This window comes from Jiangella muralis, assembly GCF_001270745.1.
Taxonomy (GTDB): Bacteria; Actinomycetota; Actinomycetes; order Jiangellales; family Jiangellaceae; genus Jiangella; species Jiangella muralis.
Genome location: NZ_LFXL01000025.1, coordinates 100,631 through 113,216, shown reverse-complemented (window position 1 = coordinate 113,216; position 12,586 = coordinate 100,631). Strand labels below are relative to the sequence as shown.

General features: G+C 71.7%; 12 protein-coding genes and 1 pseudogene. 8 read left to right on the top strand and 5 right to left on the bottom strand.

Annotation, left to right across the window (positions count from 1 at the left end; all coding sequences use genetic code 11):
• Nucleotides 1-19 precede the first annotated feature (19 nt).
• Both htpX and pspAB read left to right on the top strand, forming a co-directional pair.
• On the top strand, nucleotides 20-919 hold the full coding sequence (htpX, locus tag ACW62_RS20750; RefSeq protein ID WP_053206027.1) for a zinc metalloprotease HtpX: 900 nt from the start codon (nucleotides 20-22) through the stop codon (nucleotides 917-919).
• Between the two features lie 7 nt (nucleotides 920-926).
• On the top strand, nucleotides 927-1,493 hold the full coding sequence (gene pspAB / locus ACW62_RS20745) for a PspA-associated protein PspAB (protein ID WP_053206026.1): 567 nt from the start codon (nucleotides 927-929) through the stop codon (nucleotides 1,491-1,493).
• Between the two features lie 11 nt (nucleotides 1,494-1,504).
• On the opposite strand, the gene ACW62_RS20740 is transcribed toward pspAB, so the two are convergent.
• The 4 genes from ACW62_RS20740 to nagA all read right to left on the bottom strand — a co-directional run bounded on the left by ACW62_RS20740 (nucleotide 1,505) and on the right by nagA (nucleotide 5,925).
• Entirely contained in the window at nucleotides 1,505-2,284 is a 780-nt protein-coding gene (locus tag ACW62_RS20740; RefSeq protein WP_053206025.1) for a DUF899 family protein, read from the bottom strand.
• An 85-nt stretch (nucleotides 2,285-2,369) separates the two neighbouring features.
• Nucleotides 2,370-3,554, bottom strand: coding sequence for a quinolinate synthase NadA (gene nadA, locus ACW62_RS20735; protein WP_053206024.1), 1,185 nt, complete (start codon nucleotides 3,552-3,554; stop codon nucleotides 2,370-2,372).
• 125 nt (nucleotides 3,555-3,679) lie between these two features.
• Nucleotides 3,680-4,609 (bottom strand): GNAT family N-acetyltransferase, encoded by a 930-nt coding sequence (locus tag ACW62_RS20730; protein ID WP_053206023.1) that lies wholly within the window; start codon nucleotides 4,607-4,609, stop codon nucleotides 3,680-3,682.
• Nucleotides 4,610-4,641: 32 nt separating this feature from the next.
• Nucleotides 4,642-5,925, bottom strand: coding sequence for an N-acetylglucosamine-6-phosphate deacetylase (nagA, locus tag ACW62_RS20725; RefSeq protein ID WP_053206022.1), 1,284 nt, complete (start codon nucleotides 5,923-5,925; stop codon nucleotides 4,642-4,644).
• A 200-nt stretch (nucleotides 5,926-6,125) separates the two neighbouring features.
• Here nagA and ACW62_RS20720 point away from each other — a divergent pair, with 200 nt between their 5' ends.
• Together ACW62_RS20720 and ACW62_RS20715 are read left to right on the top strand one after the other, a co-directional pair.
• A complete protein-coding gene (locus ACW62_RS20720) occupies nucleotides 6,126-7,247 on the top strand; it encodes a glycerate kinase family protein (RefSeq protein WP_053206021.1) in 1,122 nt (373 codons plus the stop codon).
• A gap of 68 nt (nucleotides 7,248-7,315) precedes the next feature.
• Nucleotides 7,316-7,663, top strand: coding sequence for a HesB/IscA family protein (locus ACW62_RS20715; protein ID WP_053206020.1), 348 nt, complete (start codon nucleotides 7,316-7,318; stop codon nucleotides 7,661-7,663).
• A gap of 50 nt (nucleotides 7,664-7,713) precedes the next feature.
• Here the strand turns inward: ACW62_RS20715 and ACW62_RS20705 are convergent.
• A pseudogene (locus ACW62_RS20705) lies at nucleotides 7,714-9,125 on the bottom strand (aminotransferase class V-fold PLP-dependent enzyme).
• Between the two features lie 173 nt (nucleotides 9,126-9,298).
• On the opposite strand from ACW62_RS20705, the gene ctaC reads away from it, so the two are divergent.
• The 4 genes from ctaC to ACW62_RS20685 all read left to right on the top strand — a co-directional run bounded on the left by ctaC (nucleotide 9,299) and on the right by ACW62_RS20685 (nucleotide 12,576).
• A complete protein-coding gene (gene ctaC / locus ACW62_RS20700; protein WP_157574882.1) occupies nucleotides 9,299-10,120 on the top strand; it encodes an aa3-type cytochrome oxidase subunit II in 822 nt (273 codons plus the stop codon).
• Nucleotides 10,117-11,838, top strand: a complete 1,722-nt coding sequence (gene ctaD / locus ACW62_RS20695) for an aa3-type cytochrome oxidase subunit I (protein WP_053206018.1) — start codon at nucleotides 10,117-10,119, stop codon at nucleotides 11,836-11,838. Before ctaC ends, ctaD begins: the two co-directional genes overlap by 4 nt.
• Nucleotides 11,835-12,227, top strand: coding sequence for a cytochrome c oxidase subunit 4 (locus tag ACW62_RS20690; RefSeq protein ID WP_053206017.1), 393 nt, complete (start codon nucleotides 11,835-11,837; stop codon nucleotides 12,225-12,227). The genes ctaD and ACW62_RS20690 overlap by 4 nt, the downstream gene beginning before the upstream one ends.
• Before the next feature lie 145 nt (nucleotides 12,228-12,372).
• The gene (locus ACW62_RS20685; RefSeq protein ID WP_157574881.1) at nucleotides 12,373-12,576 is read left to right on the top strand and encodes a hypothetical protein; all 204 of its coding nucleotides are present in this window, start codon (nucleotides 12,373-12,375) and stop codon (nucleotides 12,574-12,576) included.
• Nucleotides 12,577-12,586 lie beyond the last annotated feature (10 nt).

Genomic DNA, 12,586 nt, shown 5'->3' with positions numbered 1-12,586 from the left:
GTAGGAAAGGAAGCAAGCGTTGGCCCGCTCGAGGTTCGCCCCGGACCGCGGTCTGTCGGCCCGGATGGGCCTGACGATGGTGGTCCTGGCTCTGCTCTACGTGGTGCTCATCGGCGCCATCTCCTATGGCACGAGCAGCATCTGGCTGGGTGTCATCATCGGCCTGGGTGTGTTCTGGGGCCAGTGGTACTTCTCCGACAAGCTGGCGCTGGCCGGCATGGGCGCGCGTGAGGTCTCGCCGCAGGAGGCGCCCGAGCTGCACGCCATGATCGACCGGCTGTGCGCGCTCGCCGACATGCCGAAGCCGCGCGTGGCCATCGCCGACACCGACATCCCCAACGCGTTCGCCGCCGGCCGCAGCCCCGAGCGTGCCGTCGTCGCCGTCACCACCGGACTGCAGGGCCGGCTCGACGAGCGCGAGCTCGAGGCCGTCCTCTCGCACGAGCTGTCGCACGTGGCGCACCGCGACGTCCTGGTCATGACCATCGCGTCGGTGGTGGGCGTGCTGGCCGGCTTCCTGACCCGCATGCTGCTGTGGTCCGGGTTGAGCCGGAACAATAACAACAACAACGCGGCCGTCATGGTGCTGGTCGTCACGGTCGTCGCGGCCGTGGTCTACGGCGTCAGCTTCCTGCTCACCCGGCTGCTCTCCCGCTACCGCGAGTTGGCCGCCGACCGCGCCGGCGCCATCCTCACCGGCCAGCCGTCGGCCCTGGCCAGTGCGCTGACCAAGATCTCCGGCGACATGGCCCGCATCCCGAAGAAGGACCTTCGCGCGGCCGAGCCGTACAACGCGTTCTTCTTCGTCCCGGCGCTCACCGGCAAGCTCGACATCGCCTCGCTCTTCGCCTCGCACCCGCCGCTGGACAAGCGGCTCGATCAGCTCAGCCGCATCTCCGTCGAGCTGGGCCGGGAGTGACACTTACGTGGGTTTCCTCGACGCCATCTTCGGGCGTTCCAAGCAGGTCCAGCCGAATCTCGACGCGCTGTTCGCGCTGCCCACGGCGGCGCTGACGCTGGAGGCGTCGGCCCAGCAGCATCCCACCGGGGTGGGCGCGGTGTGCTTCCGGCAGGCCGAGGGCGGCCCGTTCGCCCGGCTGAAGGCCGACATCACCACGCTGCTCGGCGGCGCCGAGCCGGAAGAGGTGCACGACGACTACGGCTACACCTGGCTGGTGGTGCGGCGCGAGCCGGCACAGATGCCGGAGCTGTGCACCGACCTCCACGCGGTGAACTCCACCCTCGAGGAGGCCGGGTTCGGCCCGTCGCTGCTGTGCACCACCATCGGCCTGCGCGACGACGACGGCCGCCGGGTCGCGCTGGTGTACCTCTACAAGCGCGGCACGTTCTACCCGTTCGCGCCGCTCGACGTGCAGCGGCAGGACCGCGACAACGCGCTGGAGCTGCAGGTGCGCGCGCTGGTCGGCGGCGACCTCCCGATCGAGCCCGACGTCAGCCGCTGGTTCCCGGTCTGGGGCGCCCCCGGCGTCTGACCCCGTCCCGCTCAGTGGTGGTGGCCGCGTCGCCCGAGTGTCTGCTCTGGAGTCGCGCCGGGACGGGTCCACTGCGGCACGGGCCGGCTGTCCGGACCCCAGCCTGCGGTGCCGTCGGCGTCGGAGCGCCAGTACCAGCACGCGTCGCGCCCTTCCGGCCGGCCCGAAGGGTGGTCCTCCCATGCCTCGCCGCGGCCGTAGGGCGTGAGGTCGAGGAGGCCGAACGTCGCGTTCGCCGTCTCGTTGCCGCGACCGGTCGTGGAATAGGTGAGGAACGTGCGGTCGCCGTCGCGCAGGAAGCACGTGACGTATCCCATCGGGCCGCCGACCGGCGCGGCGACGTCGCGCACGGAGTACCAGGGCTGCGAGTAGCCCATGAACTCGACGTAGGCGGCCACCTCGTCCCACCGGCCCGTGGTCAGGATGGCGAACGAGACACCGCGGGCGTTGAGGTATACCGCGTCCCTCAGGTTCCATGCCGCGTAGGTGCAGCCCTCGCACTGTCCCTGGTGCGGCGCGCCGTCCCACCACATGTGCTTGTAGACGACGAGTTCGTCGCGGCCCTGGAACAGCTCCAGGAACGGCACCGGGCCGTCGGGCCCGACGACCTCGGTCCTGCCGTCGAACTCCACCATCGGCAGCCGGCGGCGAGCAGCGGCGATGGCGTCACCCTCGCGGGTGTGCGCCTTCTCCCGCACCAGCAGCTCGTCGCGGGCGGCCTGCCAGGTGGCGTGGTCGGCCACGGGCGGGCGGCCGGGTCGGGTGGTCGCGGGGTCGGCGGGCGTGCTCATGGTGTCCTCCGTGAGTCGCGGACGGGTCACCGGTACCGACCCGCGACCCGGCCGGAACTCATCGCCGCGGCATCCGGGCCGGCCGTCAGTCCTTGACGGCGCCGCTGCCGGGTAGCGCGAGCATGCGGTCCAGCGCCACCCGCGCCCAGTGGGCGGTGTCGGCGTCGACCTCGATGCGGTTGACGACGCGGCCCTCGACCAGGTTCTCCAGCGCCCACACCAGGTGCGGGAGGTCGATGCGGTTCATGGTGGCGCAGAAGCAGACCGTCTTCTCCAGGAACACCACCGTCTTGTCGGGGTGCTCGTCGGCCAGCCGCTTGACCAGGTTCAGCTCGGTGCCGACGGCCCAGGCAGAGCCGGCCGGCGCGGCCGCGATGGTCTTGATGATGTACTCCGTCGACCCGACGTGGTCGGCGCCCACGACGACCTCGTACTGGCATTCGGGGTGCACGAGCACGTTGACGCCGGGGATGCGGGCGCGGACGTCGGCCACGGACTCGGCGGTGAACCGGCCGTGCACCGAGCAGTGCCCCTTCCAGAGCAGCATCTTCGCCGCGCGCAGCTCCTCGTCGGTGACGCCGAAGCCCGGCTTGTGCGGGTCGATGACCACGCAGTCGTCCAGCGACAGCCCCAGCTGCAGGACGGCGGTGTTGCGGCCGAGGTGCTGGTCGGGCAGGAACAGCACCTTCTCGCCCTGTTCGAACGCCCAGTCCAGTGCCTGCTTGGCGTTGCTGGACGTGCAGACGGCGCCGCCGTTGCGGCCGCAGAACGACTTGATGTCGGCGGAGGAGTTCATGTACGTGACCGGGACTGTCATGTCGGCCACGCCGGCCTCGGCCAGCCGCGCCCACGCGTCCTCGACCTGCAGGATGCGGGCCATGTCGGCCATGGAGCAGCCGGCCGCGAGGTCGGGCAGGACCACTTGCTGGTCGCCGCCGGTCAGGATATCGGCCGACTCGGCCATGAAATGCACGCCGCAGAAGACGATGAACTCGGCCTCGGGGCGGGCAGCGGCGTCGCGGGCCAGCTTGAAGGAGTCGCCGGTGACGTCGGCGAACTGGATGACCTCGTCGCGCTGGTAGTGGTGCCCGAGCACGAAGACGCGGTCGCCCAACGCGGCCTTCGCCGCCCGGGCCCGCTCGACGAGGCCGGGGTCGCTGGCCGCGGGGAGGTCGCCGGGACACTCCACGCCGCGTTCGCTCTGCGGGTCGGCGCCGCGGCCCAAGAGGAGCAGCGGGACGGGTGTCGACGGAGTCTGAGTGACGGTCACAGCTGGTCAGCCCCTTATCCAGCGGTCATTACGACCGCGCGTCGCCTCGGCACTGATACAACGCGCGCCGTACCGACAATCGTCCCACTTTCTCCCGTCGCGCTGCCCGCGAAGCGCGGGCCCGCTCAGCCGAACGCGGTGGACGGGACGTACGGCGCGGGCGGTCGCAGGTGCCGTAACGCCAGGTAGGCGTCGTGGTCGAGGCGCAGACCAGCGGCGAGTCCGACGTCGACGGCCCACTCCTGGTCGGATGTGAGATTCCGCACGTCGACGGCTGAGCCGGGCGCCGTCGCGGCCAGCGCTGCCCACAACAGCCGCTGCGCCACCGCGCGGTTCGTCGCCGCCAGCCGCTCGACGCCCCGGTCCGTGAGGAACACGTAGCCGCTGCCGGTCAGCAGGTCGCACACCAGCAACCGGCTGCTGGCCAGCACGAACGCGTGGTCCGGACGGTGGGTGGCGCCGCGCACCCGGCGGTCGACGGAGTCGACGAGGTCGAGGTCGGCCGCGGTGCCGCCGCGGACGCCGTCGACGGCGGGCAGCGTGGACCGGTCGACGACGCCGGAGAGCCGCATGGTCGGGTGCAGCGTGAACCCGGCCCGGCGGTAGCGCCGCAGCGCCTGCGGGTCGGGGCGCGACGTCAGCAGGCCGCGCAGGCAGCCGGCCCCGTAGCCGACGGCGGCGTCGAGCAGCGCGGCGCCGATGCCGCGGCGCTGGTGATCGGGGTGGACCGCGTACGCCGACAGCACCCACAGCAGGTCGCGGCGCAGCGCGACGGCCACGCCGACTACCGAGCCGGCTGCGCCGGGGGTGCCTTGGCCGGCGGCATCGGCCGTGCCGGAGCCGGCTCCGCCGGGGGTGCCCTGGCCGGCGGCATCGGCCGGGCCCGTGCCGTCCGTGTCCGCCACCCAGCAGCCGCCCGGGTCGGTCGTCAGCAGGTGCCGGATCCGGTCGCACCAGCGCCGCCGCCCCGGGTCGGTGCGTTCCGCGCCGTACGCGAGCGCCGTCAGTCGCTCCGCCGCGTCGACGTCCTCGGGGCGCATCGGCCGGATCCGCATGGCCCCACACCACCAGGTCCGCCGCGGCCGCGCTACCCCTGGCCCATCTCCTCGCGGTCGAAGATGATCTCACCGCGGACGTAGGTCGTGCGGACCCGCAGGTCGGCGTCCAGGACGACGATGTCGGCCACGCGGCCGGGGGTCAGCCGGCCACGGTCGGCCAGCCCGAGCGACTCCGCGGGCACGGCCGAGGCCATCCGCAGCGCGTCGGAGAGGGAGATGCCGCCGTCGCGGACGACGGTGCGGACGGAGTCGCTCAGCCGGGTGACGCTGCCCGCGACCGCGCCGTCCGGCGTCCGCACCGCCGTCTCGGCCACCTCGACCTCGGTGCGGTCCCAGCGCCGGTGCCGCCCCAGCGGCAGGCCGGCGACCTCGCACCCGTCGCTGACCAGCATGAGCCGCTCCCAGCCGGCGACGTCGAGGGCGAAGTGGAGCATCTCCGGCGCTACGTGGACGCCGTCGCCGATCAGCTCGCACCGCACCCGCGGGTCGGTGAGCAGCGCCGGCACCGGGCCGGGGTCGCGGTGGTGGATCGGCGGCAGCGCGTTGTACAGGTGCGCGGCGCGGTCCAGCCCGCGCCCGATGGCGGCCTTGGCCTGCTGAAAGGAGGCGGCGGAATGGCCCAGCGACGGGTGCACGCCGGCGTCGGCCAGCCGGGCGACGGTGTCCATGCCGTCGGGCAGCTCCGGCGCCAGCGTCACCACCTGGACGGCGCCGTCGCCGGCCTCCAGCAGCGCGTCGACCGCCTCCGGCGACGGCAGCCGCAGGTGCTCGCGCTGGTGCGCGCCGCGGTGTGCGCCGGCGAGGAACGGCCCCTCGACGTGGATGCCGAGCAGCTCGACGCCCAGCCCGCCGGCCAGCCGGCCGCGCAGCGTGGCCAGCCCGGCCAGCGTCTGATGCAGCTGGGAGGTCTCGACGCTGGTCGTGGTGGCCAGGCAGGCGGTGACGCCGCCGGCGGCGAGCCAGCGCGAGATGCGGGTCCCGGACTCGGCGTCCGCCGTCATGAAGCTCTTGCCCAGGCCGCCGTGGACATGGGTGTCGACGAAGCCCGGCGCGACGATGTGCCCGGTGACGTCGTGGACGATGTCGACCCGGACCGCGTCGGTGGGCTCGGTGCCGGCGGGCACCTCGCCGGCGGCGATGGTCTGGACGACGCCGTTGCCGAACACCACGGTGCCCGGCGCCAGCCGGCCGTCGGACCACAGGAGGGTGCCGCCGGTCAGCGCGGTGCGCACCGGCTTCTTCGGCCGCGCGGACCGCTGCTCGCGTTCGGGCAGGTCGCCCGGCCAGGACCCGCCGCCAGCCGAGGCCGTCACGGCGCACCTCTGGGCCGCCCGGCAACGCCGGCGGCGACCTCGTTGTCTGCCTCAGACTCCACCAGCGCGAACCCGCTTCCCATAGCCGCTGGTCATGTCACTTGCCCGGACGATACCCGACATAGTCGCCCGCCTAACCAACGGGACCCCGCGGATCCGGCCGACCGGGCCGGAGGCCTGGTACGGCATGCTTCTGGGTCATGCGGATCCTGGTTGCACCGGACAAGTTCGCCGGAACACTCACCGCCGTCGAGGCCGCCGACGCCATCGCCGAGGGCTGGCGGCGCTACGCACCCGGCGACGAGGTCGTCACGGTCCCGATGGCCGACGGCGGGCCCGGCTTCGTCGACGTCCTGCACTCCAGCCTGGGCGGCGAACTGCTCGCCGCCACCGTCAGCGGGCCGCTCGGCGAGCCCGTCCCGGCGACGTTCCTGCTGGCCGGCGACGTCGCGTACATCGAGTCGGCGCAGGCCTGCGGGCTGGCGCTGCTGCCGCTGGGCGACGACGGGCGCACACCGGTCCCGGGCGTCGCGGCGCGGGCGTCCACGTACGGCGTCGGCGAGCTGATCGCGCACGCCGTCGATGCCGGGGCGCGCCGCGTGGTCGTCGGCCTGGGCGGCTCGGGGACGAACGACGGCGGCGCCGGCCTGCTCGCGGCGCTGGGCGCGGAGTCGACGCCGTCCGGCGCGCTGCGCGGCGGGCCCGACGCGCTGGCCGGGCTGACGGCGCTGGACCTCGCCCCGGCGACGGCCCGGCTGGCCGGCGTCGAGCTGGTGGCGGCGTCAGACGTCGACAACCCGCTGCTGGGGCTGCGCGGCGCCACCAACGTGTTCGGCCCGCAGAAGGGCCTCGTCTCAGATGCCGACCGGCTGGCCGCCGACGCCGCGCTGACGACGTTCGCCGACCTCGCCGACCGGCGGGTCGCGGACCACCGGGGCGCGGGCGCGGCGGGCGGGCTGGGGTACGGGCTGCTGCTGCTCGGCGGGGTCCGCGAGCCGGGCTTCGACACCGTCGCACACGCCGTCGGGCTGCCCGAGCTGATCGCCGGCGTCGATCTCGTCATCACGGGGGAGGGGAAGCTGGACTGGCAGTCGATGAGCGGCAAGGTCGTGTCCGGGCTGGCCGCGCTGGCCGGGCCGGCGCTGCGTCCGTGCCTCGCCGTCGCCGGCGCCGTGCAGGTCGGCAACCGCGAGTTGCGGGTCAACGGCATCGAGGCCGCGTACGCGATGGTCGACATCGTCGGCGCCGACGAGTCGTTCGGCCGGCCGCGGGAGAGCCTGGCCGCCGTCGCCGAGCGGGTCGCGAGGACCTGGAGCCGGTGAAGGAATGTCCTTCCGCCGGGTCGCGTTGTAGCGTGGAGACGTAGTCGACCTCCGAGCGGGAGAACGAGATGACGGTTCAGGATCAGGTCACCGACGGTGTCGTGCTGACGGACGGCGCGGCCTCCAAGGTGAAGGCGCTGCTCGACCAGGAGGGCCGCGACGACCTGGCGCTGCGCATCGCGGTTCAGCCCGGTGGCTGTTCGGGCCTGCGCTACCAGCTGTTCTTCGACGAGCGGTCGCTCGATGGCGACGTCGTCAAGGGCTTCAGCGGCGTCAACGTCGTGGTCGACCGCATGAGCGCCCCCTACCTCGGCGGCGCCACCATCGACTTCGTCGACAGCATCGAGAAGCAGGGGTTCACCATCGACAACCCCAACGCCGGCGGCTCCTGCGCCTGCGGCGACTCCTTCCACTGATCGACGCCTGAGCCCCCGCCGTCACGTCACAGCGGGGGCTTTCGCGTGCGTCAGCGCAGGCGGCGGACGGTGTAGGCGGCGCCGTCGGCGCCGTCGGCGCCCACGTACTCGTGCGCCCGCATGCGGCACCACGCCGGCACGTCCGAGGCCGCCGCGGGGTCGTCGGCCAGCACCGTCACCGTCTGCCCCACCTCCACGTCGCCGATGCGCCGGGCCAGCTCGATGATCGGCAGCGGGCAGCGCATCCCGCGGCAGTCGAGCACCAGTGTCGCGTCCGTCACAGTGCCTCCAGGCCGGATCGGAGCCGGGTGACGACGTCCACCACCGCGGCGAGAAAGCGGTCGACGTCGGCGCGGGTGGCGTCGCGGGTCAGCGAGACCCGCACGTTGCCGTGCGTCAGCGCGCCCATCGCCGCCAGCACATGGCTCGGCCGCAGCGTGCTGGACGTGCACGACGACCCGCTGGAGATCGCGAACCCGGCCCGGTCCAGCTCGCTGACCAGCGCCTCGCCGTCGAGGTAGAGGCAGGAGAAGGTCACCAGGTGCGGCAGCCGTAGCGTCGGGTGGCCGACCACCTCGACGTCGGCCAGGAGTTCCGGGATGCGCGCCCGCAGGTGCTCGACCAGCGCGTTCTGCCGGGCCGCGACGGCCTCGGCCTCCTCCCAGCGGGCCCGCAGCGCCGCCGCGGCCGCCAGCGCGCCGGGCACGTTCTCGAACCCCGGCGCCCGGCCGCCGCCGCGCTCGTCGTCGGGCAGTGGCGAGCGCCACCGCACGTTCCGGCGCACCGCGAGGACGCCGACGCCGGCCGGCCCGCCCCACTTGTGCGCGCTGGCCGTCAGCACCGACCAGTTCCGCGGGAGTGCGACCCGGCCCACCGCCTGCGCGGCGTCGACCAGCAGCGGGACGCCCCGCTCGGCGCAGTGCCCGCCCACCTCGTCGACCGGCTGGACGGTGCCGACCTCGTGGTTGGCGGCCTGCAGGCAGGCCAGTGCGGTGTCGTCGCCGACGGCGCCGGCGAACGCGTCGGCGTCGACCAGGCCGTCGTGGTCGACGCCCACCTCCGTCGTCGTGGTGCCCTCGTGTTTCGCCAGGTGAGCGGCCGACTGCAGCACGGCGGAGTGCTCGACGGCGGACACCGCGACCACCCGCGGGCCGCCACCCTGACGCCGTCGGGCCAGCACCGTCCCCAGCACGCCCAGCTGCACCGCCTGCGTCCCGCTGGCCGTGAACGTCACCTCGTCCGGCCGCGCGCCGACCACCGCGGCGACGATCTCGCGGGCGTTGTCCAGCAGCAGCCGGGACCGCCGGGCCGCGCCGTACAAGCGGGCCGGATCGGCCCAGCCCTCCTCCGCGGCGGCCAGCAGGACCTCGCGGGCCGCGGGGTGCAAGGGCTCGGTCGAGGCCGCGTCGAAGTACCCCGCCGGGGCGGCGCCGGAGCGCTCCGACACGCCGCGCGTGCTCATCGTGTACCTCCCGGAATGATGGCGAAGGGCTACCGCTAGGGTTGGGCGCGACAGGTGAAGTTTGCTCTCGCCACGGTGCCGGTTGCCAATCCGCCCGCCCTGGCGAGCGGGTCGAAAGAGAAGGGCGCCTCGTGAGTCAGTCTGGCAGGGTCCGACCGGCGCGTCGCCGGGCCGTGACCGCCGCCGTTCTCCTCCTCGGCACGATCCTCGTGCTGGGTGGTTGCTCGGCACAGCAGCGCGACGAATGGTCGCGGCTGGCGCTCCCCGAGGGTGCCACCAAGGAGACGCCGCTGATCGGCAACCTGTGGATCGGTGCCTGGATCGCGGCGTTCGCGGTCGGCGCCCTGGTCTGGGGCCTGATCATCTGGGCGGTCATCGCCTACCGCCGCCGCGGCGACGAACTGCCGAAGCAGACACGGTTCAACATCCCGATCGAGTTCCTCTACACGGTCGCGCCGCTGTTCGTGCTGGTCCCGCTCTTCTACTTCACGGCCGACCACCAGGAACAGCTCACCGACACGTCGCAGGAGCCCGACCTCGTCGTCAACGTCATCGGCCAGCAGTGGTCGTGGACGTTCAACTACATGGACGACGACGTCCACGACGTCGGCACCATCAACGACCGGCCCACGCTGTACCTGCCGGTCAACCAGACCGTCCGCTTCGACCTCGAGTCGCCGGACGTCATCCACTCGTTCTGGATCCCGGCGTTCTACATGAAGATGGACGTCATCCCGGGCCACCCGAACGCGTTCCAGGTGACGCCCGACCGCGAGGGCTCCTACGCGGGCCGCTGCGCCGAGCTCTGCGGCGCATACCACCAGTCCATGCTGTTCAACGTCGAGGTCGTCTCCGAGCAGGAGTACCAGGACCACATCGAGCAGCTGCGCGAGACCGGCCAGGAGGGCATCATCGAGCCGCCGATCCGCGGGGCCTACGACGACAAGGTGCTGGACGACAAGAACGCGGGCACCCCGGGAGGTGGCCACGAGTGACGACGTATCTGGAGCGCACCGCCGCCGCCGGCGCCGTGGCCCGGCCGAAGCGCAAGGGCAACGTGGTCGTGCGGTGGATCACGTCCACCGACCACAAGATCATCGGGTACATGTACCTGATCGCGTCGTTCGGGTTCTTCCTGTTCGGCGGCGTGCTGGCGTTGCTCATCCGGGCCGAGCTGTACTCGCCCGGGCGTCAGGTGGTCAGCGACCAGCTGTACAACCAGCTGTTCACCATGCACGGCACGATCATGCTGCTGCTGTTCGCGACACCGCTGTTCATCGGCTTCGGCAACATCATCGTGCCGTTGCAGATCGGCGCGCCGGACGTCGCGTTCCCGCGGCTGAACATGTTCAGCTTCTACCTGTTCGTGTTCGGCGGGCTGATCGTCTGCGCCGGCTTCATCACCCCGGGCGGTGCGGCCGACTTCGGCTGGTTCGCCTACGCGCCGTTGCACAACACCATCTACAGTCCGAACGTCGGTGGTGACCTCTGGGTCGCCGGACTGGCGATGAGCGGTTTCGGCACCATCTTCGGCGCCGTCAACTTCATCACCACCATCGTGTGCATGCGCGCGCCGGGAATGACGATGTTCCGAATGCCGATCTTCACCTGGAACATCCTCATCACCAGCATCCTGGTGCTGATCGCGTTCCCGCTGCTCGCGGCCGCACTGTTCGCCATGCTCGCCGACCGCATCCTCGGCACCCACGTCTTCGATCCCACCGCGGGTGGCGCCGTCCTGTGGCAACACCTGTTCTGGTTCTTCGGCCATCCCGAGGTCTACATCATCGCGTTGCCGTTCTTCGGCATCATCACCGAAGTCATACCGGTGTTCAGCCGAAAACCCTTGTTCGGCTACAAGGGCCTGGTCTTCGCGACGCTGTCCATCGCCGGTCTGTCCATCGCGGTGTGGGCGCACCACATGTACGTCACGGGGGCGGTCAACCTCCCCTTCTTCGCGGCGATGACCATGCTCATCGCCATCCCGACCGGGTTGAAGTTCTTCGCCTGGATCGGGACCATGTGGCGCGGGTCCATCACGTTCGAGACACCCATGCTGTTCGCTCTCGGGTTCCTCGTGACGTTCCTGTTCGGCGGGCTGACCGGTGTCATCCTGGCGTCGCCGCCGCTCGACTTCCAGGTGTCCGACAGCTACTTCGTGGTGGCGCACTTCCATTACGTGGTGTTCGGCACGGTCGTGTTCGCGATGTTCTCCGGGTTCTATTTCTGGTGGCCCAAGTTCACCGGCCGCATGCTGAACGAACGCCTCGGCAAGATCCATTTCTGGCTGTTGTTCATCGGCTTCCACGGCACGTTCATGGTGCAGCACTGGCTGGGCGTCGAGGGCTTCCCGCGTCGCTACTCTAACTACGCGCCCGAGGACGGTTTCACGTTCCTCAACCAGTTCTCGTCGGTGTTCGCGTTCGTGCTGGCCGCGTCGACGCTGCCGTTCCTGTGGAACGTCTGGCAGACCCGGCTCGCGCCCAAGGTCGAGGTCGACGACCCGTGGGGCTTCGGCAACTCGCTGGAGTGGGCCACCTCCTGCCCGCCGCCGCGGCACAACTTCACGTCGCTGCCGCGGGTGCGCAGCGAGCGGCCCGCGTTCGACCTCAAGTACCCCGAGGTCGCCGGCCTGGCCGAGAAGAAGCCGGTGCATGCCGGACCGCTCACCCAGGTACTCGGCCCGCCTGATGTGCAGGAGGACAACAAGTGAAGATCGAAGGCCTGATCTTCGCCATCGTGACGGTCTTCTTCGCGATGGTCACCCCGATCTACTGGTTCATGTCCAAGGACCCGACCGGCACCACGGCGCTCGTCCTCACGTTCGGCCTCGGCGCCATGGTGGCGTTCTACTTCCTGCTGCTGTCGCGGCGCATCGACCCCCGTCCCGAGGACCGCGACGGCGAGGTCGAGGAGCTGGCCGGCGAGTACGGCTTCTACAGCCCGCACTCGTGGTGGCCGCTGGCCGCCGCCGGCGCCGTGTCGATGGTGTTCCTCGGGCTGGTGTTCGCCTGGTTCATCTTCATCATCGGTGTCGCGCTGTCCGCCATGGCCGCCATCGGCTGGGTGTTCGAGTACTACCGGGGCGAATTCGCCCACTGAGCTCCGCTCTTCGGCGCCGCCTGCGGGTCCCTGGTGGACTCGCGGGCGGCGCTGTGTCGTGCGGTGGCTTCGACGGGGCGCTTGTGTTGGTGTAGACCTGATGGTGGAGGTTCGCCCGCCCGACATCCTCTCGGAGGTGGTCGTGATGTCGACTCGCCCCCTCACCACCCAGCTTCGCCGCGTCGACGACGCCTTGCGCACCCTCGTCGACGAACGCGACCACAGCGACGACCCCGCGGACGCCCTACGCGCGGCCGAATCCATCGACCACTGGCTCGACGAACGCCTCGCCCTCATGAAGACCCGCGACGACGGGTCCGGCCTCGCCACCACCGACCACGGCCGCTGACCCCACACGT